A 20,470-nucleotide genomic window follows, 5' to 3' on the forward strand; every position below is an offset into this window, starting at 1 on the left:
TTCCATTCCGACATCATAAATAGGAGGGGATCTGATGAATGCAAGAAAAGAAGTACAGACGATAAACTGGACCCTGTTTGGAGTGATGACATTAGCTGGTCTCGTTTCTGCCGGGAGCACCCTCACCAAATTAAAAAACTTAACACCGGAACAAGAAACAGAGGGACAATCGAGATTTCGAGTTCAGTGGGAACAGCCAGAGACCATCTTCGCTTTGATTCTGGGGTGCATTACCCTTCTCCTTATTCTCGGATGGAAGAAGCTGTTTCCTTTTAATGTTCCACTTGCGATGATAGTGGGTGGGGTATGGTATGCCTTTTTATTTCAAGTGACGACGGTTGGATGGGCTGGTCTGATCGGGTTCGTGGGCTTACTCATGGCCATGGTGGCAGGGTTATTGATGATCATTATTTATGCGTTCGGTGCACGAAAGTGGGGATTGAGGCGTCGCGAAGAATGAACCAAAAAAAGGGCCTGATCACAGCCCAAAAGTAACCATTTTATCACTAACGTCCCCCCGTCCAAAACTTCAAATGATTGGACTGCCCACGACAATACGCCTCATACCCTTCGTTTTTATGGGTATCATAGCAATCCCCTGTTAAGTACCCTTGTGAAAAGTATCTCTCCTTAATGCTGCCCACGATGACGACTCCAACCATGAACGAAAAGGGAATCAAAACAAATAACCAAACCATCAGCACAACCTCCTTTTTTAATAGGAAAAGCAGGTGAACTTCCAACTCTTGTCATATCTATTACTATCGTACCATATATGATATGGAAAAATATAGATGATCATTCTGGGTAAGGCATTCCTTTTGTCCTCCGCATACCTCAAGATATTTCCGAATATGATTTTTAACAGGACGGTCCTATCCGTAGGCCATCTGGTATATAATGAATCTATCACCCTCAGGAGGTACATATGAAACAGCAAAACTATGAAAATCACAGCAAGGTCGATCCGGTGTTTCATGTAGGGATCGCCCTGTCAGCCCTTGTCACCCTTATTTTGACGATTATATTTTTCGTGAAGAATGTGGGCACGGAGACATTGCTTAGCTTTATCGTTCTCCTAGTCGTGATCACATTGATCCTGGTCGGGGTGAGGCTCCGGACGTATGCCCTTCAGGTGCAGGATCGTGTTATCCGTACGGAAGAGCAATTCCGTTATTATCGGTTAACAAGTAAAGACCTTGACGGTCGACTATCCCTGAAGCAGATCATCGCACTCAGGTTTGCTCCGGATGAAGAATTTCCGGTGCTGGTCGAACGGACACTGGCGGAAAACTTAACACCCAATGAGATTAAAAAAGCTGTGCAGAACTGGCGTGCAGATCATCATCGCGTATAAACAACAAGGATTGGACCGCTCATTCATGGGCGGTTACGTTTTTTTAGAAGGAGGCTCGTTATGCCGAACGAAATCATGGTGGATGTGAAAGAGTTAGTGAAAAGATATGGTTCCTTTACGGCGGTGAAGGGAGTCCGCTTTCAGGTGGAGAAGGGGGAAATCTTCGGATTGCTCGGGCCGAACGGGGCCGGGAAGACGACGACGATCGAGATGCTCGTGGGACTCCGGAAGCCGGACGCGGGGACGGCAAGCTTAGCCGGATTTGACGTGAAAAAAGATGTGAATAAAGTGAAGGAAGTGATCGGGGTCCAGCTTCAGTCCACCTCGCTGTTTGAACTGCTCAAGGTGGAGGAGATCCTCCATTTATATGCGAGCTTTTATCCGAAGAATGTGGACATCAATCAATTGATTGAGGACATGCTGCTGACGGAGAAGCGGAAGGACCGGATCAAGGGACTGTCAGGTGGCCAGAAGCAGCGTCTGGCGATTGCCCTGGCCCTGATTCATGACCCAAATATTGTGTTCCTCGATGAACCGACAACGGGATTGGATCCTCAGGCAAGGAGGACGCTTTGGGATATTGTGCTTCGACTCAAGGAGCGGGGAAAGACGGTGATCCTATCGACTCACTATATGGATGAAGCCCATGTTCTCTGCGACCGTATCGGCATCATGGACCAGGGGGAGCTGATCGCCCTCGATACGCCGACGAATCTTGTGAAAACGTTGCAGTCAACGAGTACGATCGAATTCCATCTGGAGAATCCTCCTGAGCAAGTTTGGTTCATGAAGATGGATGGAGTGGAAGATGTCGCCATCAAGGATACATTCGTCCAGCTTTACACCGATGAGCTGCAAAGGGCGTTGACTTCCCTGATTACCTTGTCGACAGAGCATGATTTGAAGATCGAGGACCTCCAGACGCGTCAGGCGACGCTCGAGGATGTCTTCATTCATATGACAGGAAGGAGGCTGAGGGAATCATGAGAGCGTATTGGCAGCTGACACTGGCACAATTACGGATTTTTGCACGAAACAAGCAAGTATTATTCTTTACCCTGCTTTTCCCGGTCATCCTGATGGTTGCCCTCGGTTCATTCGCAGGGGGAGGGGACTCGGTTTCGCTCTCGGTAGGGATGGTCGACAATGATCAAACCGATTCCTCAAAGGATTTAAAGGACTTATTCTTAAAAAATGATGGAATCGAAACAGCAAAATTTGATGACATCAAAACGGGGAAAAAAGCCGTGAAAAATGGCGATATCCAGCTTCTGATCACAATCCCGAAAGGATACGGTGAAAACGTGACGGCAAGGGAAGAACCATTTTCGATTCCCGTTTACTATAACGAAAAGAACCTGGCGACCGCTGAGCTTGGACTTACAGTTGTGAATGGGATCATCGATCAATACAGTAAGGACCTTGTCGATTACAAGCCTGTCGTGACGGTGGAAAAAGTCGGGATCGAAGCATTGAACATTCGCTATGTCGACTTCCTTGTTCCCGGGATTGTCGCCATGATGATCATGAGCAACAATATGAACGGGGTGGCCGGTCAGATCTCAGCGTGGCGGGAGCGTGGAATCCTCCGCCGTATGCAGGGGACGAGACTGAAGGCCTCTACCTTCATCGCGGCTCAGATCACGGCCCGCCTGATGCTGAACGGGACGCAGGCACTCCTGGTCGTATTGATTGCCGATCTTATTTTTGACATCAACGTGGCCGGCTCGTGGTTTGCAATGATTTTCTTCATCATCCTCGGGACCCTGGCGTTTATGTCCCTCGGCTTCATCATTGCGGGGATGGCAAAGAATCCGGAAAGTGCGGGGCCGATTGCGGGCTTCGTGACGTTCCCTATGCTGTTTCTAGGCGGGGTGTTCTTCCCGATCAACGATATGCCGGACATCATCCAGCCTATCGTGAAGGTCTTGCCGATCGCTCACCTCAGTTCCGCACTGCGGGAGACGATGAATCTCGGGACACCGTTCCTGGAGCTTGGGACGGAGACGCTGATCCTTGGAGCGTGGCTCGTTGGTGGGTTTGCTTTAGCCAGTTATGTGTTTAAGTGGGAATAGAAAAAAAGTCCAATCGGACCAACCCGATTGGACTTTTTTCATGCCCTTTTCTCCAAATCCTTCGCCGTCTCACTCATCTCCACGTCGCTTCCTTCTTTATAGGTTCCGAACAACACATCGACAAATGGGGTGGAGACCCCGTACCAATAGTTCTCATTCTTATAATGATGAAGGACATGCGTCTTTTTAAGCCAGCGGCCAAAGCGCGTCTTAGGTTTCATCGGCCGGTGAGCGACGTAGTGCTTCCATTCGTACACAAAGAACATGAACAGGATCCCAGTAGTGAAAGCAAGGGTAAATGACATGGATCCGGTTATGAAGTAAAACAACAGGCACAGGACAAAGAGGTTGGGTGCGCTGTACCAGATCGGCAGAAAGAGGAGCTTCAAGTCATTCGGCTTCTTATGGTGATCATAGTGCAGGCGCTTGATTAAATACAGTAGAAAAGGATTCTTCGGTGCCTTGATATGAAAGAGGAAGCGGTGGGTGAGGTATTCGCTGAACATGTAGGTGACGATCCCGACGGCAAAAAATAGCAAGCTGAATAGGGAAAGCTCCAAAGTGAACAAAAATCCGAGTACCACGAGAAAAATGCCCGCCATGACTAAAATATCAAAGTGTAAAAAGAAATCCCGATACAATCGATTCTCCTTCATTTCTCCGTCCCTCCATTCATTTTTTGTTTCCAAAGCGTAATGCTTGTTTCCATCATGTCCCGGATGGTTTGCCCGGCTTGTTGGATGTCCCCGGCCAATATCCATTCCAGAAGTCTGTTGTAATAGTCACGTGAAGCGGTCCTGTGTTCGGATTCTGAGAAGTATTTCTCTGCCATCCTGATATAAATATCCTTAAAGCTGTTCAGGATCAAGAGATAAATGGGGTTCGGCGACAGCATGGCGGCCCCGTGCTGGATCTGCCAGTCGAATTCCGCATAGGCATTGGCTTCGTCCGGGATATCCTCGAACGAGGCAAAGAGGGAAACAACTTTCAGCCTGCTGTTCTCCAAGGCATCCTTGAAATAAGCAGGTGTTATCGAGACCCGCAGCTGTAGCATATGGACGATGAATTCATCCGGAATCTCCTCCTCGTGCTGCAGGATGGTGACAATCGTCATCAAGTTCCCCTGCTCCCAGTAATCATTCACGATAGCAGGCATCCCCTTGCGTCCGGTGATCCAACCGTCCCTTTCCAGTCGCTGCAGGGCTTCGCGGATGGTGGGGCGGCCGACTTTGTATTGAGCAGCCAATTCCCTCTCAGATTGAAGAGGTGCCTGCACCTCAAGAGATCCTGCCAAAATGGATCGTGTAATGTCCCGAGCGATGAGATCCGAAGAACGTTCTTTCATGTAGGTACCTCCTGATTGGTAAGACCAATTTTTATTATGGTAATACCATTATATGATTTTAGTAGATGTATTTGTCAATAAATTCTGAAATTTAAAATTAATTTTCAACACCTTATTTCTTGACTCCAACTAGTTGACCCCCTAAACTATAAATTAGAATAATTAGTTTAGGGGGTCAACTAGTTGGATAAGCGGTTAATTGAAGCAGTCGAGCTGTTCGAGGATGTCATGGTATTCGGAACAGATCGGGTGCTGAAGAATGTAAAGGCTGATGTGTGGCAGGAATATTCACCTGAACAGATTCAGGTGCTGAAGCTTGTCAATAAGAATGGTCCGCTTGCAGGGGGTGTGATCGCCGAGCTCCAGGGGGTTCATAAGAGTGCGATTTCGAACCGGTTGAAGAGGCTTGAAGAGAAAGGGCTCATCGAAATCGTAAAGGCGGAAGGAGATCAGCGAAGCAAGCTTGTATGCCTCACGGAGGATGGGCAGAGGGTCGTAACCGAGTCCGATCAAGCGGTCTATGCTTATATCGAAGACTTATTCGCCGATCACGTGAAGGACGAGGAGCTGGATCAATTCCTGACGATGTTCAGGAAAATCAGATCGATTTTGAAATTGGAGGGTGAAAAAGGATGAAATCCATCATCAAATTCAAGTGGCCGGTTACCATCGGCCTTCTTATTATAACGGTTTTATTGTTTATGATTTCGCCCAACCTGTCGAAGCAGGCAGAAGATGCGGGGACATTCCAACTCCCTGAAGATGCCGCGTCAAAGAAAGCGATGGAAATGCTGAATGACGCCGGGGCAGGGGAGGAAACGATATCCCTTGTGTATTCACTGGACGAAAAATTGACGGATTCAGCGAAGAAAGACATTGCGTCAAATGTAGATGAACTGAAAGAGCTTGGGGACCCGGTCAGTTCCGTCCTCGATCCGTTTGAAAGCAAGGAGCTGGAAGCCCAGCTTGTCTCAAAAGACAAAAAGACCGTCCTTGTTCCGATCACCGTTGACGGAACACAGGAGGAAGTGGTGGAGCTTGCTGATTCCATTAAATCAGACATCCTGAAAGGCGAGTCATCCGTTTACCTGACGGGGGAAGCCATCATCAATAATGATGTCAACCTAAGCGCGCAGGAAGGATTGAAACGGACGGAAATCATTACGGTCGTGCTGATCTTTGCCCTGTTATTAGCCGTATTCCGTTCGATTGTCACCCCATTGATTCCGTTAGTGGCCGTTGGGATCACCTATTTACTCAGTCAATCAATCGTCGCATTTTTCATCGATTGGTTCGGCTTTCCCGTATCAAACTACACGCAGATCTTCCTTGTGGCCATTCTGTTCGGGATCGGGACGGATTATTGCATCCTGTTACTGAGCCGGTTCAAGGAAGAGCTGGGTGCAGGTCAGCCCATCAATGAGGCGATCATCCGCACGTATAAGACCGCGGGACGTACGCTTTACATAAGCGGTCTCGCCGTGTTCATCGGGTTCTTCGCCATCGGGTTTGCCGATTTCCCAATCTTTAAATCAGCTGTAGCCGTGGCGGTGGGGATCGCGGTTCTGTTATTGGTGTTAAGCACCGTCATGCCGTTCTTTATGGCGACCTTAAAGGAAAAATTGTTCTGGCCTTCGAAGAAATCCGTTTCTCACAATGACAGTAAGTTATGGGCATGGATGGGCAAGCTTTCCGTCAATCGTCCACTGTTGTCCATGGCAGTGGTGGCGGTTATCACCGTTCCACTTTTATTCACATACGACGATGCCCTGTCCTTCAATACGGTGGATGAAATCGGGGACAGCTATGATTCAGTAAAAGGTCTACAGGCGATTGAAGATGGATTCGGTCAAGGGGATTCCCTTCCTGTCCAGGTTCTGCTTTCAAGCGAGGAGAAGCTTGTGACCGAGGATGCCGTCCCTTATGTAGAAAAATTGAGCCGAGAGCTTGCAAAAGTCGACGGGGTGAAGAGTGTACGTTCCATCACACGTCCTGCCGGGGATGCGATAGAAGAATTCAATGCGGACTACCAGCTTGGAAAGATTGCTGAAGGGGTGAACGGAGCGGCTGATGGTCTCGATCAGGCCGTGAAAGGGCTCAGCCAGCAGGCAGCCTTAGCAGGTCAGGGTCAGGCACCTCAACCGGAAGCTCCGAATCCACTGGACGGTCTGAACCAGATCACAGGCGGATTAAATCAGGCTGGAGATCAGCTTCAGGGGATGAGTGACAGCGAGACTATCCGCGATACCGGGTTATACTTACCACCGGGTACATTGGAAAATAAAGAATTTGCCCAAGTGATCGACCGGTATTCTTTTGGAGAAGAAAAAGGGTTGAAGCTTGAAGTCACCCTGTCCGATAATCCGTATTCACCGGAAGCCATCGACACCGTGGACCGCATCAATGAAACGACGGAACGGGTCATCAAGGATACGCCTCTTGAAGATACCGAGGTCGCCATCGGAGGAGTCTCAAGCATCAACCGGGATCTGAGTGATATCTCGACGAGTGACTTCACCCAGACGGTGACGATCATGCTCATCAGTTTGTTTGTGGTCCTGGCAATCCTGTTCCGATCCTTCATCATGCCGCTTTACATGATCGGATCCCTGCTACTGACGTACTTCACGTCTGTTGCCGTAGCTGAGTGGATCTTCGTAGAGGGACTTGGATATGACGGCATCAGCTGGGCCGTTCCGTTCTTCGGATTCGTTATGCTCGTGGCCCTCGGGGTCGACTATTCGATCTTCCTCATGGATCGTTTCCGTGAACAGTCGGCAGGAGGCATGGCGGTGACCGATGCCATCAAAGCATCGATGGCGAAGATGGGAACCGTCATCATCACCGCGGCCATCATCCTCGCAGGTACATTTGGGGCCATGGTGCCGTCAGGGGTACTCAGTCTCGTGCAGATCGCGACAATCGTCATAACCGGACTGCTTCTGTATGGACTGATCGTCCTGCCACTATTGATACCAGCGATGACCGTGTCCTTCGGTAATGGAGTGTGGTGGCCGTTCCGACCGAAGAAGGAAAAGTAGATGGAGAGCAGCCCGTTCTATTAGTGAACGGGCTGTCTTTTGAGTAAAAGACTAGTTTTGGTAAAAAAAACAGGCGAAATACTCTGAATTTTAGTTCGATTAATAGGAAAAAATATTTTTCTGGAAAACTAATCAGAATCTCTACTGATGTTGTCGGGTTTCCCTTTGACATATAAGGGTTCAGAGGGTGTGGAGGTACTTCCAAACCTTTATCACCAAGCATTCATGACACTATTTTCACTTTTGTTTTTTCACAAAATAGTTTATAATAATCAGATAATACTAGATATTTTACCCTATGAATCATTATAATAGAAGATGGTATGGTTTTTTTTAGACACATGAAGGTGCTGGATTGAAAGCGCCTGCAAATATAGTGGATGAGGAAGGTTATAATGAGCAGCTTACAGAAGAAAACAGATGTTATCTTAATTGGTGCTGGTGTCATGAGTGCGACTTTAGGAGTGATCCTGAAAGAGTTGGCGCCGGAATGGGAAATCACAGTGTTTGAAAAGCTCGCGAAGCCTGGGGAAGAAAGCTCGAACGAATGGAATAATGCCGGAACCGGACATTCTGCACTATGCGAGCTCAACTATACATCCGAAAAGCCTGATGGATCTATAGACATTACGAAAGCAATCAAAGTCAATGAACAGTTCCAACTTTCAAGACAATTCTGGTCTTATCTCGTCAACCGCAATCTCATTGGTCAACCACAGGAATTCATTATGCCGATCCCGCATATGAGCATGGTTCAAGGTGAAGAAAATGTGGGGTTTCTGAAAAAACGTTTGGAAGCGCTGTCAGCGAGTCCACTCTTCGAAGGCATGGAATTCTCTGATAATCCGGAAAAATTGAAGGAATGGATTCCTCTGATCATGGATGGCCGCGAATCGGATGAACCGATCGCAGCGACAAAGATCGATTCAGGGACGGACGTCAACTTCGGGGCGCTGACCCGCAAAATGTTCGACTATTTGAGTAATAAAGGCGTCGAGATCAACTACAACCATAGTGTGGAAGATATCAAACGCAAATCCGACGGGTCATGGGAAGTAAAGGTCCATGATATCGACGGCATCAAAATGGAATATCATACGGCGAAGTTCGTCTTCATCGGCGGCGGTGGCGGAAGTCTTCCGTTACTCCAGAAAACAGGTATCCCTGAGTCGAAGCAGATCGGTGGATTCCCGGTATCAGGACTCTTCATGGTGTGTAATAACCCTGAGGTCATCGAAAAGCATCACGGGAAAGTGTACGGGAAAGCCAAGGTCGGAGCTCCTCCGATGTCGGTTCCGCATCTTGACACCCGATACATCGATAACAAGAAATCCCTTCTGTTCGGACCATTTGCAGGATTCTCACCGAAGTTCCTGAAGACGGGTTCGAATATGGATTTGATCACATCGGTCAAACCGAATAACCTTTTCACCATGCTTGCTGCAGGCGTAAAGGAAATGGGATTGACCAAATACTTGATCCAGCAGGTTCTCCTGTCCAATGAAAAACGCATGGAAGAATTGCGCGAATTCATCCCGAACGCCAAGAGCGAAGACTGGGATATCGTCGTAGCCGGCCAGCGTGTGCAGGTCATCAAGGACACCGAAGCAGGCAAAGGAACCCTTCAGTTCGGTACGGAAGTGGTCAGCTCCGCTGATGGCTCAGTCGCAGCCCTGCTTGGTGCGTCTCCGGGTGCTTCCACAGCCGTTCACGTCATGCTGGAGGTATTGGACAAATGCTTCCCGCAGCACATGAAAGAGTGGGAGCCGAAGATCAAGGAAATGATTCCTTCCTATGGAGTGGCATTGGGTGAAAATCCTGAGCTCTTCAGGGAAATCCATACGTCAACTGCGAAGGCGTTGGGTTTGAGGGATAAAGAGGTTGCGTATAGTTAAGTGAATGAATGGAATGCCCTGTGGATGTTCGCAGGGTGTTTTTTTATGGCGTAAATTCCGGGAGACGTCCCAATAAATTGTCTATTAGTGGTAAAATAAGGGTGTTTGGAGGCGGTAGTCTTTGTTGAAAAAGGTAAACATCATCCTTGCTTTTATGGGGATGGGGGCTTGTTTCTATCACTTTTTTATTGATCATCTCGATTTCTCTAGTACTAGTATCCTATCATGTTTAGCGTTGATGTTTTTGCTAATAGGGGTAGAAGGGATAAGAGAAAAAGAGCGCGACCGAAAGTTGGGATTTGCTCTTCTGACAGTAGTTCTGCTTATGGTGATAGGACTTGTCAAACCATATATAGAAATAATGTTTTAGGGAGAAATGCATCATGATCGTAATTGGAATTCTAGCACTCATCACCCTTTTCTCCATTGAACTACAGGTGAGGAGAATGAATAAATCAAATGAACGGGTTGTTGAGTTGTTGGAGGAAATGAAGGAAAAGAACATGTAGAAAAGGAAAAGGGGTGCAATCTTGAAATCGAATCTTATTATCGTCGAGGGAATACCAGGGTCAGGCAAGTCGACCACGGCCCATTATATTAAAGAGCATTTGGAGAAAGAAGGGGTCAAGGTCAAGCTCTTCCAAGAAGGAGACACCAGTCATCCTGCTGATTATGAATCGACCGCCTGTTTAGATGAGGGGCAGTTTAATACCATTCTTGAAAAATTTCCTGAACATGAGGAGAGTATCAAAGGGGATGCCCAGAAGAAAGGCGATCACTATTTTATTTCGTACCGTCATTTTCTAGATACGGATCCTGCTCTTGTGGAATACCTGGCTTCTAATGATGTCTACGAGTTGGATTTGGATACGTTCGAAGACGTCTCCTATCATTATTGGAAGGAATTCGTGGAAGAAACGGCATTCGGCGATGACGTGTACATATTTGAATGCTGTTTCCTGCAAAATCCGTTTACCAAGTTCATCGCCATGCATAATGCGGAACCAGAGAGGCTTGAGAACCATTTAAAGAAAATCAGTTCGTTGATCTCACCATTGAATCCTCTGCTGATTTATTTTTATCAGGAAAACCTGGATCAATCCTTCCATCATGTATATGAAGAGCGCAGTCAGGAGTGGCGTGAGTTCTTCACGGATTATCATGTGAATCAAGGGTATGGAAAAGAGAATCGGTTGAAGGGATATCGAGGGCTTGTGGAGTTTCTTGAGATGCGCAGGGATTTGGAGTTGCGGATTCTTGAGGGGTTGCCGGTTATGCATATGCTTATTGAGAATGGAGAAAAGGACTGGGATCTTTATTATGAAAAAATGAAGGAAGCGATCAAGTAGCTGGAGGGAAAGGTTTGTTCTTATTATTCTTAATTGTGACAGCCTCCATCATCGGATTCTTTTTGATTCCATTGCACGTATTTGGGCTTGTTATTGGTTTTGGGATCATCACGGGTTGTCTGGTGAGAGGGTTGTACCTATTGCATGAGATTAATAGTAAGTTAGATAAATAGAACAATGAAGGACAGTAGGCGGCTCGAATGGGGGCTGTCTTTATTTGTGTTCTTACCATTAATTTGAAATAATTACATTATAAGGTCGTTAAAGGAGGGATGGATGGATATGAATCATATCGTCGACAGGTTGAGGGGGATGAATGTGGAATTTCTGGGCATGAAGGAAATCAGCGGTGCCCACGCGGGGAATATTTTTAGAATCGATGCTTTAAGTGAAGATGAAAGAGTCCAATACATCTACAAAGAATTTGCGGATGAACGAAATCAGGAAGTAGAGATTCATAGAAACATAACAGACACTGTCGATTCCTTCAGTAAGGTCGTTCGCGTATGGGGTGATCCGCCACAAGCGATGCTGATGTGGGATTTGGGGTCTCCGATAAAAGAAGGATTTGATGTATTGTCTTTAGAGGAAAAAAAGAGAACAATGGGTCATATTGTCACAAGATTAACTTCTCTTCATTGTGTGGAACCCGTTCAAACCAAGCTTCCTGACCACCAATTAAGCTCAGAATGGAAGAATTGGTGCTTAGATCAGCTGGGCAAGTTATGCTCAAGAAAATCGTGGGCCAGTCCACGATGGGAGAGAACAATCCAGGAAGCATATGAGCGACTGGATATCCCACATTATCAATCGAAATGTCCATCCGTCATAACCCACGGGGACCCTCACCTCGAAAATGTTTTTTATAAGGATAATGAGGTCTGGTTCATCGATTGGGAATGGGCAGCCATCGGGTCTCCCTTAAGGGACGTGACGATCTTGATGCAGAATATATATGACGAGGATCTGATTGCCTATGTCCCTGAATACTACCTGCAATGCATGAGGGAAGGTGGGATCACTTGGGTTAATGACGATTTTAGGAGTGATCTGAGCTATCTATACATAGACCATTTGACGATGATGCTTGCTTGGGAAGTGGAGAAGTTTTTTCAGGGGCATCTGTCCGAAAAGAAGATTCGCGAAATCATAGAGTGGAAGATTGGGGAGATTGAACGGGTAAGAAAAGAGTTAGAGATGAAGGGATTGAATGGAAGGATATGAATAAAAAGCCAAAAGTAATGGTGCTCGGAACATTCCATATGCGCTATACACCAGATCTTCAAAGGGTGGAGCTCGATGATGTATTGATGAATGATAGACAAAAGGAAATCAGGGAAGTCGTCAACAGTTTGAAAGAATTCAAGCCTACCAAAATAGCATTGGAAGTTGAGAAGGAGAAGGATGAATCTCTTAATGAAGAGTATCAAAAGTATTTGAACGATCATTTGTCGTTAGAGGTAGATGAGATTCATCAGTTTGGGTTTAGAACCGCATCTGAATTGGGACATGAGCGACTATATGCCATCGACTGGATGGAGAGTGTCGGCAACATGGGATTGGGACAGGTCATGGAGTGGGCGAAGGAAGAGCAGCCGGAAATGTATGAGTACATTAATGAAACATACCGTCCGAAACTTCACTTAAACATCGATCCCCCCGATATTTATGAAATGGTCAAGAAATTCAATTCAGAATCGAGGATCAAGCTCGACCACGAAATGTATATGGCAATCGCCCGTATTGGCAAGGAGACGAATTATGTTGGGATCGATTGGGTGAGATGGTGGTACCAACGGAATTTAATCATATACTCGAACCTCGCTGAGATTACCTCTTCACCTGATGACCGGACACTGTTGATCATCGGGGCGGGGCATGTTCACTTAGTGACTCAGTTTTTGGAGGAGAGCGGGTTGGTGGACGTGGTTTCTCCTAGTGATTATATGGACTAGTTGCAAAATGCAAAAAGGGGACTTCCGTACATGAATAGAGAAATGTTGGTACCGATCAAGAACTTTAAACTATACGCCAAACTAACAGGTAAGAAAAACAATAAACCGACGGTGGTGATGGATGCCGGTTACGGGGATTATTCAAAAGCCTGGGATTCAGTGATTGGGGAGCTATCAGAAATAACAGAAGTGCTGGTATACGACCGTGCCGGGCTTGGGAAGAGCGGGAAGAGTCCGAGTCGGAGGACGAGCCGCGAGATGGTAAAAGAGCTGAAGGAAATGTTGTTTGGTTTGAATATCAAACCTCCATACATATTGGTCGGGCACTCTTTCGGTGGAGTGAATGTGAGTGTATATGCTCATGAATATCCTGAAGAAGTCGCGGGCTTGGTGCTGGTTGATTCAACTCCGGTTGATTATAGGGAACGCTTCCTTCCTACGATGACGAGTGATTTTCAGGAAGCATATCGCAAGCAATTTGTACGAGAAGGCAACTACGAAGAATTTATGGAAAGCCTGGGGCAGTTAAAAAAATATGAGGAGACTTTAAGTATGCCGGTTCTAGTACTTTCCGCTGGTAAAAAAGATCATTATTCAGAAGCATCCCAGGAATTGTGGAATATCATGCAGAGGGAATTGACGTTGATTTCTTCTAAGGGTGAATGTGTACTTGCCAAGAATAGCGCTCATTATATTCAAAGGGATGAACCACAGGTGGTGATAAAGGCGGTTGAAAAGCTGATAGAACTTCATTCCGATGAAAAAGTTGAAACCATCTCTGCCATGAATACGTAAAGTAAGAAAACCCCACGGAGGTGCAACCATGTACGAATACACATACGTCCAAACCAGTCTGGGCGGATTTTTCACCGAGCCGAAACATAGGGAAATCATCGAGGAGTATGCCGCTGATGGATGGCGGCTCGTTCAGGTGCTTCCGCTAAAGTACAACGGCCACGGGAAACCGACGGATTATGAAATCATTTTTGAAAGACCGTTGTCTTAACAAAAGCGGATTTCTCACTAAGAGAAATCCGCTTTTGATTAGGGTGAAATTTTCGAATTAATGGATTTGATCGCTTGATTTAGTTCCGTCAGATCGACTTCTCCTGATTGGGTATCTTTCAGGTGGTATTTTTGTTTCAGGTTGATGATTCTTTTTACGCTTTCATCGATTCGCTCCTCTGAGATTTCTCCATTTTTAACGGCCGATTTCAGTGCTTCCATGGCTGTCACTGCCTTTTGAGCATCGTGGGCGATGAGGATCAGGTCGCTGCCGGCTTTGACGGATAGCACCGCAGCTTCTCCCATTCCGTAGTTGTCCGCCACGGCTTTCATGGTCATATCATCGGTGATGACGACACCCTTGAAGTTCAGTTTCTTTCGTAAAAGATCCGTCACGATGGCCTCCGATAGTGATGAGGGATAGGTGTCATCGAGTTCGGGAAGCAGGATATGTGCAACCATGACAAGGTCGGCTCCGTCATCGATGGCTCGCTTGAAGGGGATCAGTTCCAGAGACTCGAGTTCTTGCAGGCTCTTGTTGACTACGGGAAGTGCCAGATGTGAATCGACGGATGTGTCTCCGTGGCCAGGGAAGTGTTTGATCGATGACAGGATATTCTGGGATTGAATCCCTTTCATCGTCTGGATCCCCAGTTCGCTCACGATATCAGGGTCCGGGCTGAAGGAGCGGTCGCCGATGATCGGATTATTTGGATTGCTGTTCACGTCAAGGACAGGTGCGAAGTCCAAATTGAACCCGAATTCCTTCAATCCTTTGCCGAGAGTGGTGCCGACCTCATAGGAAACGTCGGGGTCGTTCGCGTTCCCGATTTTTTGATTGGTAGGGAAGTGCTCGAGTCTTCCGGGGAGTCGCGTCACATTCCCGCCTTCCTCATCTACGCTCAATAAGAGGGGAAGTGGGTTATCGGCGTTTGCTTCTTTTAGTTGATTCAGAAATTGGACGGTTTGCTCCGGTCCTTTCAAATGGTCCGAGAAGAAGATGAACCCTCCGACCTTGTGCTTCTGGATCAGATTCTTCGTGGGCTCATCCATTTGGGTTCCATTGACGCCGGCTACGAGCATCTGACCGATTTTTTCATCAAGGGTCATATCTGAGATCAGGGAACCGGCGTCACCCTCTCGATTTTTGCCCCCGATCGGGTTAATGGCGAAATAGGATAGAATGAATACAAGGATCATGACGATTAAAAGGGAATAACCAATCTTATTTTTCGACATATCATTTGTTCCTTTCAATGTTGGATACTTGGTATCATTCTGTTCGTATCTCGTGGGCCGTAAACGGAAAAATAGAAAAAGACCCGGTATGAACGGGTCTTTCTACGATTATTTAATTCAATTTGTCGAAACATCTTTGCGGCCTACACACCATTACCATTACACCTGAAACACCCACACCACAATCGGCCCAAACACCGAACCCAACAGGGCACTCAGTGTCATGGATACGGAACTCATGGATACGGTTAATTCCCCATATTCCATCGCTTTCGACGTACCGAGGGCGTGGGAGGCGCTGCCTAAGGCGATCCCGCGTCCGAGTGAGCTGTGGATGCGGACGATTTTCAGGATCATTGGACCGAGGATGACGCCTGAGAATCCGGCGATCATGACGAAGACGACGGTCATGGCCGGGACGCCACCAAGACCGGATGCAATCTGGATAGCAACGGGTGTCGTGATCGATTTCGGCACGATGGACAGGATCAACTCATGATCGATGCCGAGAACCCTTGCAAACAGGAGTCCGCTCATCATTCCGGTCAGGAGTCCTGCGAAGACACCTCCGATGATTGGGAAGCGATACTTCATCAGGATCTTCCGCTGCTTATACAGGGGATATGCAAGGGCGACGACGGCGGGACCAAGCAGGGAGTGGATCCATTTCCCGCCGATCATGTACTCCTCATACGGAATATGCATAGAGATCAGCAGTCCGACGATCACGATCGTGGTCGTGAGGACCGGGATCAATACGGGATAGGAGAAACGCTGATACACCTTCACCATGGCAAAATAAAGGACGGCGGTGAGGGCGATGATCAGGATGGCGATCAGTGCTTGCTGCATGCTTGTTCCCTTCTTTCAGATCGTTTTTCTAAGTGCTGACTGGCAAAACCGGATACGGCCATGGTCACAACCGTGCTTACAACGACAATGAGAAAGAGCATGGCACCGGTTCCTGATAAAAGAGCGGGGTAATTCATGACCCCGGTCATGGCCGGTATGAATAATAATGGCAGGATAGCGAGTAAAAAGCTTGCTCCGTCCTCCACGATGATCACGGGGACCATTTTCAACGACAGGCATGCAAGAAGCAGGATCAGGCCGATGATGCTTCCGGGTATGGGAAGGTGGAGGAGTTCCTCGAGGGCTCCCCCTATAAATGAAAAGGCATAGAGAATGCCGATTTGGATGATGATTCGAATGATTTTCATAACACAGCTCCTCTTGATAGGAAGCCTTCTTTCCCACCTTTCAATGAAAACGCTTTACTTTTCCTGGGATTACTTGTACGATACAACTATATACTTGTATTATACAAGTACCTGCAGTGTTGTCAATGAATCTGTCAGATTGATTGACGAAAAAAGGAGGGATACCTATGTCCAAAGAGAACGCAGTTGAAAGGATAGAATATGAATTGACCAGCCTGATCCGAAAAGCGGTCTTCCGGGATCAGTCCGAGCGGAAAATCGGGATATTGGAGAGGGCGGCATACCTTATGATGAGGCAACTTGATGAACAAGGTCCGTCACGGTTGAAAGAGCTTGCCGAAGCGTTCCAGCTTGATATTTCGACTTTGTCCAGACAGGCGGCTGCCCTTGAATCGAAGGGGCTCATCCAGCGCTTTTCAGACCCTGGTGACGGACGCGTAAGCCTATTTGACCTCACTGAGTCGGGGAAGAAAAAGCTTGCCCTCGACAGCCGCATGAGACTCGAATGGTATGAGGGCCTGCTTGAAGGCTGGTCCGAAGAGGAGAAGAAAATGTTCGGGGAACTGCTGGTTAGGATGAACGGTGCGTTTGACGAATAAAATAGGTCCGCTTTCTGTTGTTTTCACACATCGGAAGGCGGATTTTTTTGTCGAAAAATAATCGTTGACCTTGGAAATATCTAACAGTAAAATAAAAATTGATCAATCAATCATTTTTGAGTAAAGAAGGGAGAACAACATGTCACGAGAGGAAAAGATGATGAAAAAGAGAGCGGCGATCCTGGGAGCAGCCGTGAAAACATACAGCGAAAACGGATTTGCCGAAACGACCATTTCGGCCATTGCGAGGGAGGCGGGGGTCAGCTTCGGATCCGTGTTCACATACTTTGCTACAAAGGAAGTGCTCTTTGAAGCGGCGATCCTTGAGCCTCTGGAGGAGATTAAGCCCTATTTCAGTGAAATAGAGGAACGGTACAGTGGGAATCCGATGGAGATGGTCAGGAACATGATCGACTGTCAGCTGGATGTGTTTGCGAGGAATAAGGATTTCCTTCGCCTTTCCCAGCAGGTATTGGCGAGACCGGACCGGTATCCCGTCTTGTTCGCAGAATTGAGTGCCTTTGTCGATGTGTTTGCAGAACGCATTTATCCTGTCATTGAAAGGGGACAGAAGGAGGGATGCTTCTATGAAGGGTCGCCGGTGCTGATGGCTCAATCGTATATTTCTTTATTGAATGGGCTGAGATTGACCTTCATCGATGACCATACGAATCTGATCTGGAGCAATATGAAGATACAGGCACTGCGGTTATTCGGCCCTGTGACGGAAGGGTGGGAGTCTTGATGAGGATACGCGATATTCATCCGAACCTGAAATTACGGCTTGCCATGCAGTTCCTCGGGGGACTTGTGTCCATGGCCGTCATTCCGTTCATGGCTATTTATTTCGCCCAGAAGATCGGCGCGACCCAAACCGGGATCATCTTGGTCCTGATTGTCATCAGCGGAATCATCGGCGGCTTTATTGGCGGGCATATTTCCGATAAGATCGGACGCAGGAAGATTATGATTTTGGCCGAAATCGGAATCATGGTGACGTACTTCTTCATTGCCCTGTGCAATTCACCGTGGTTCGATTTGCCGTATGTAACAGCGGCGTTCTTCGTTCTCAATATGTTTGCCGGCGGGATGTTCCAGCCTGCCGCACAGGCGATGATCATCGATGTGACGGATTCGGATTCACGGAAGCTTGTTTTCACTGTCAGCTACTGGCTCGGAAATCTCGCGACGGCCATCGGAGGCATCATCGGAGCGTTTCTATTTAAAGCCTATCTGTTTGAATTATTCCTTGGGATCACAGGAATCACACTCCTGTCCGTACTGATCACCATTTTCTTCATCTCAGAAACCTACACACCTGAACCCGCCACCAATGAAACCACTTCTTCATCCAACAGGATGGTTCAAAGCTATTCAACCGTTTTGAAAGATAAACTATTCATGATGTATATCCTCGGGGCTGTTTTCATTCTCACCTTGGAGCAATCCCTGACCAATTACGTGGGAATTCGCCTTGAGAGGGATATCCCCGAGCAGCAAACTTCTCTCTTAGGCTTTGACTTCACGCTTGACGGGACGAGGATGCTCGGATTCCTGCGGACGGAAAATACGTTGATTGTCGTACTCTTATCCGCGGTCGTCCTCATTCTGTTCAAAAAGTGGAGGGACCGCTGGACGCTTGTGATGGGGATGTTCATCTTTACCCTTTGTTTCAGCGCGTTTGCTTTTACGAATAACATTTTATTCCTCTTTATCTTGGGCTTTGTCGGGACGTTCGGGGAGCTTATGTATGTGCCGATCAAGCAGGCGATGATCGGGGACCTGGCTCCGTCCAACGCCCGCAGCACGTATATGGCCTTTTACAGCCTGACCTTTTATGGCGCCATGATCATTGCATCCCTGCTTATCATTGTAGGGGAATGGGTGAGTCCTTTGATGATGGGCGGGATCCTTTTTATCCTCGGGATGACGGGGACGGTCATGTATCATCTGATCATGAAAACATTGGAAGTGCCGGAAGTCGAAGTGAAGGCATCGATTTCTTCTTGAGATAACGAGTGAAGACCCTGGTCCCAGGGTCTTCTTTACTTTCTGATGAAAATCGTATGTTTCTCCAACTGACTCTCTCCATAAGCCTCTGCGATGCCAATCTTCCGGATCGCCGACTTGTCCACTTTTTTATAAGGCAGCGTTACTGAAAAATCCGATTCAAAAGGATAGTCATCCAACGTCACCTCATGCTCATTTACCCACCTGGCTTTAAGCTTTTGCTTCCCGGAATGGATACCTTCCGTATTCTTAAATCCGTCCTTGAACCACGGGTGCTCGTTTTCTTTCTCCACCCCCGGCTCGTTCAGGCAAAAATAGAGTGATAGATTATCTGAAAGTTGAAGGAGCTGAAAGTGCTGGGTGAGCAGTGCTTCATCGAGTTTCGGCAGCTCCTTCCGGATGTTCTCCTGCCTTGTTGCTTCATCCTGTAAAAACTTCAAACAGTGAGGGTCCTTCGATTTGGCAAAGAATGAACAGAAATGAAGGCTGCATAGGAGCGTCGCATAGAGGTTGGCCTCCTCGATTTCATTCAGCCCGATTTGATAGAATGCAAGCTTTGGGAGAAGGGGATAATCTGAGAAGGTAAAGGGAATCTGCTTCCCGTCGTTCCAGACCGGTGTGTCGTCAAGGCCGATCCAGCTCCGGTCATGCTGGTGGGATGCGTATACGAAGTCATCGAAAAACTGATTGGATTTTAATAGATTGCGATTGATATGCTTGATCGTTTCGCCGGATACATAGGCGTGGTCGTGCTGTTTGATCATGATGAAAGAATCGTCGATTTCTCGGATAATCATAGAATCAACATCCCCTTTTTATGACCATTATAGCAAACTAGACATCTCTTTTTTTTGTCAAAAAAGATCGAAAGCGGCATGGGCTTTCGATCTTTGGATGTTAATGGTGCTGACTGTGATCTCCACTCTCAGCAGGAGCATGATCATTTAAGGCTTCGACGTCTGCTTTGGAGAGTTCACCAACGGCAAATGGCAGAGTCGGCATGATGGTGGATCCGTTGTTTCCTGCGTGGACTTTGATGTAATAAAGTCCGTCTTCCGTCAGGTTCTTATTGAATGTGTACATGCCTTCTCCTGCATTCTCGGCTCCTTCCATTCCATCATGGAAGGAACCGTCGCCTTTCCAGATTTCCACATGAACAAAGTCGGCATCATCCACTGTTTTTCCGTCTTGTGTGAGCTCGATCTTAATCGGGTCACCGCTTCCTGAAAATTCGTCCGGCATCGTAATATCAGCCTGAAGGGGAGACTCCTGAATGTACAATTCCGCTGCATCTTCTTTCGGGGTGCAGGCACCAAGAAGCGTGCAAAGGAAAAGGATACTCACATATTTTAAGGTTGTTTTCATGTCCCATCGTCCTTT

General features: G+C 47.2%; 25 protein-coding genes. 17 read left to right on the forward strand and 8 right to left on the reverse strand.

Features of this window, described 5'->3' with window-relative positions:
* Positions 1 to 34: 34 nt before the first annotated feature.
* Entirely contained in the window at positions 35 to 460 is a 426-nt protein-coding gene (locus P8596_RS03230) for an RND transporter (RefSeq protein ID WP_279725850.1), read from the forward strand.
* A 46-nt stretch (positions 461 to 506) separates the two neighbouring features.
* Here the strand turns inward: P8596_RS03230 and P8596_RS03235 are convergent, their stop codons facing one another.
* Positions 507 to 698: a hypothetical protein gene (locus tag P8596_RS03235; protein WP_279725851.1), complete on the reverse strand. Its 192-nt coding sequence runs from the start codon at positions 696 to 698 to the stop codon at positions 507 to 509.
* Positions 699 to 928: 230 nt separating this feature from the next.
* Between P8596_RS03235 and P8596_RS03240 the strand changes: the two genes are divergently transcribed.
* From P8596_RS03240 to P8596_RS03250, 3 genes are read left to right on the forward strand one after another with little or no spacing between them, the layout of a single operon-like run.
* Positions 929 to 1,357, forward strand: a complete 429-nt coding sequence (locus P8596_RS03240; protein ID WP_254652996.1) for a DUF6526 family protein — start codon at positions 929 to 931, stop codon at positions 1,355 to 1,357.
* A 60-nt stretch (positions 1,358 to 1,417) separates the two neighbouring features.
* The gene (locus tag P8596_RS03245) at positions 1,418 to 2,344 is read left to right on the forward strand and encodes an ABC transporter ATP-binding protein (protein ID WP_254652997.1); all 927 of its coding nucleotides are present in this window, start codon (positions 1,418 to 1,420) and stop codon (positions 2,342 to 2,344) included.
* A complete protein-coding gene (locus P8596_RS03250; RefSeq protein WP_254652998.1) occupies positions 2,341 to 3,432 on the forward strand; it encodes an ABC transporter permease in 1,092 nt (363 codons plus the stop codon). The genes P8596_RS03245 and P8596_RS03250 overlap by 4 nt, the downstream gene beginning before the upstream one ends.
* Positions 3,433 to 3,470: 38 nt before the next feature.
* Here the strand turns inward: P8596_RS03250 and P8596_RS03255 are convergent, their stop codons facing one another.
* Together P8596_RS03255 and P8596_RS03260 are read right to left on the reverse strand one after the other, a co-directional pair.
* Entirely contained in the window at positions 3,471 to 4,088 is a 618-nt protein-coding gene (locus tag P8596_RS03255; protein ID WP_279725853.1) for a sterol desaturase family protein, read from the reverse strand.
* On the reverse strand, positions 4,085 to 4,777 hold the full coding sequence (locus tag P8596_RS03260) for a GntR family transcriptional regulator (protein WP_279725854.1): 693 nt from the start codon (positions 4,775 to 4,777) through the stop codon (positions 4,085 to 4,087). Before P8596_RS03260 ends, P8596_RS03255 begins: the two co-directional genes overlap by 4 nt.
* A gap of 183 nt (positions 4,778 to 4,960) precedes the next feature.
* Here P8596_RS03260 and P8596_RS03265 point away from each other — a divergent pair, with 183 nt between their 5' ends.
* From P8596_RS03265 to P8596_RS03310, 10 genes are all read left to right on the forward strand, one after another.
* Positions 4,961 to 5,413, forward strand: coding sequence for a MarR family winged helix-turn-helix transcriptional regulator (locus P8596_RS03265; protein ID WP_060671363.1), 453 nt, complete (start codon positions 4,961 to 4,963; stop codon positions 5,411 to 5,413).
* On the forward strand, positions 5,410 to 7,818 hold the full coding sequence (locus tag P8596_RS03270; RefSeq protein ID WP_279725855.1) for an MMPL family transporter: 2,409 nt from the start codon (positions 5,410 to 5,412) through the stop codon (positions 7,816 to 7,818). Before P8596_RS03265 ends, P8596_RS03270 begins: the two co-directional genes overlap by 4 nt.
* 395 nt (positions 7,819 to 8,213) lie before the next feature.
* Positions 8,214 to 9,713 carry a malate:quinone oxidoreductase gene (locus tag P8596_RS03275; RefSeq protein ID WP_279725857.1) on the forward strand — a complete coding sequence of 500 codons (1,500 nt, stop codon included), beginning with the start codon at positions 8,214 to 8,216 and terminating at the stop codon, positions 9,711 to 9,713.
* Positions 9,714 to 9,834: 121 nt separating this feature from the next.
* A complete protein-coding gene (locus P8596_RS03280) occupies positions 9,835 to 10,083 on the forward strand; it encodes a hypothetical protein (protein WP_279725858.1) in 249 nt (82 codons plus the stop codon).
* A gap of 13 nt (positions 10,084 to 10,096) precedes the next feature.
* A complete protein-coding gene (locus tag P8596_RS03285) occupies positions 10,097 to 10,222 on the forward strand; it encodes a hypothetical protein (protein ID WP_256503986.1) in 126 nt (41 codons plus the stop codon).
* A 21-nt stretch (positions 10,223 to 10,243) separates the two neighbouring features.
* Complete coding sequence (locus P8596_RS03290; RefSeq protein ID WP_279725859.1) at positions 10,244 to 11,062, forward strand: P-loop NTPase family protein; 819 nt, start codon at positions 10,244 to 10,246, stop codon at positions 11,060 to 11,062.
* A 276-nt stretch (positions 11,063 to 11,338) separates the two neighbouring features.
* Positions 11,339 to 12,286, forward strand: a complete 948-nt coding sequence (locus P8596_RS03295) for a phosphotransferase family protein (protein WP_279725860.1) — start codon at positions 11,339 to 11,341, stop codon at positions 12,284 to 12,286.
* Positions 12,283 to 13,017: a DUF5694 domain-containing protein gene (locus tag P8596_RS03300; protein WP_279725861.1), complete on the forward strand. Its 735-nt coding sequence runs from the start codon at positions 12,283 to 12,285 to the stop codon at positions 13,015 to 13,017. Before P8596_RS03295 ends, P8596_RS03300 begins: the two co-directional genes overlap by 4 nt.
* Positions 13,018 to 13,047: 30 nt before the next feature.
* Complete coding sequence (locus P8596_RS03305; protein WP_279725862.1) at positions 13,048 to 13,812, forward strand: alpha/beta fold hydrolase; 765 nt, start codon at positions 13,048 to 13,050, stop codon at positions 13,810 to 13,812.
* Positions 13,813 to 13,840: 28 nt separating this feature from the next.
* Positions 13,841 to 14,023 (forward strand): DUF4177 domain-containing protein, encoded by a 183-nt coding sequence (locus tag P8596_RS03310; protein ID WP_034761370.1) that lies wholly within the window; start codon positions 13,841 to 13,843, stop codon positions 14,021 to 14,023.
* 38 nt (positions 14,024 to 14,061) lie between these two features.
* On the opposite strand, the gene nagZ is transcribed toward P8596_RS03310, so the two are convergent.
* The 3 genes from nagZ to P8596_RS03325 form a co-directional block, all read right to left on the reverse strand.
* Positions 14,062 to 15,261: a beta-N-acetylhexosaminidase gene (gene nagZ / locus P8596_RS03315; protein ID WP_347815201.1), complete on the reverse strand. Its 1,200-nt coding sequence runs from the start codon at positions 15,259 to 15,261 to the stop codon at positions 14,062 to 14,064.
* A 159-nt stretch (positions 15,262 to 15,420) separates the two neighbouring features.
* Entirely contained in the window at positions 15,421 to 16,113 is a 693-nt protein-coding gene (locus P8596_RS03320) for an LrgB family protein (RefSeq protein ID WP_279725863.1), read from the reverse strand.
* Positions 16,098 to 16,481, reverse strand: coding sequence for a CidA/LrgA family protein (locus P8596_RS03325; protein WP_279725865.1), 384 nt, complete (start codon positions 16,479 to 16,481; stop codon positions 16,098 to 16,100). The genes P8596_RS03320 and P8596_RS03325 overlap by 16 nt, the downstream gene beginning before the upstream one ends.
* A 167-nt stretch (positions 16,482 to 16,648) precedes the next feature.
* Between P8596_RS03325 and P8596_RS03330 the strand changes: the two genes are divergently transcribed.
* The 3 genes from P8596_RS03330 to P8596_RS03340 all read left to right on the forward strand — a co-directional run bounded on the left by P8596_RS03330 (position 16,649) and on the right by P8596_RS03340 (position 19,090).
* Positions 16,649 to 17,080, forward strand: coding sequence for a MarR family winged helix-turn-helix transcriptional regulator (locus P8596_RS03330; RefSeq protein ID WP_279725867.1), 432 nt, complete (start codon positions 16,649 to 16,651; stop codon positions 17,078 to 17,080).
* A gap of 139 nt (positions 17,081 to 17,219) precedes the next feature.
* Positions 17,220 to 17,825: a TetR/AcrR family transcriptional regulator gene (locus P8596_RS03335; RefSeq protein WP_279725869.1), complete on the forward strand. Its 606-nt coding sequence runs from the start codon at positions 17,220 to 17,222 to the stop codon at positions 17,823 to 17,825.
* The gene (locus tag P8596_RS03340) at positions 17,825 to 19,090 is read left to right on the forward strand and encodes an MFS transporter (RefSeq protein WP_279725871.1); all 1,266 of its coding nucleotides are present in this window, start codon (positions 17,825 to 17,827) and stop codon (positions 19,088 to 19,090) included. Before P8596_RS03335 ends, P8596_RS03340 begins: the two co-directional genes overlap by 1 nt.
* A gap of 35 nt (positions 19,091 to 19,125) precedes the next feature.
* Here the strand turns inward: P8596_RS03340 and P8596_RS03345 are convergent, their stop codons facing one another.
* Together P8596_RS03345 and P8596_RS03350 are read right to left on the reverse strand one after the other, a co-directional pair.
* Entirely contained in the window at positions 19,126 to 19,887 is a 762-nt protein-coding gene (locus P8596_RS03345) for a DUF3891 family protein (RefSeq protein WP_279725872.1), read from the reverse strand.
* 100 nt (positions 19,888 to 19,987) lie between these two features.
* Complete coding sequence (locus P8596_RS03350; RefSeq protein WP_254653013.1) at positions 19,988 to 20,455, reverse strand: FixH family protein; 468 nt, start codon at positions 20,453 to 20,455, stop codon at positions 19,988 to 19,990.
* Positions 20,456 to 20,470: the final 15 nt, after the last annotated feature.

Origin of the sequence: Rossellomorea sp. DA94, from assembly GCF_029834455.1 — a bacterium.
Taxonomy (GTDB): domain Bacteria; phylum Bacillota; class Bacilli; order Bacillales; family Bacillaceae_B; genus Rossellomorea; species Rossellomorea vietnamensis.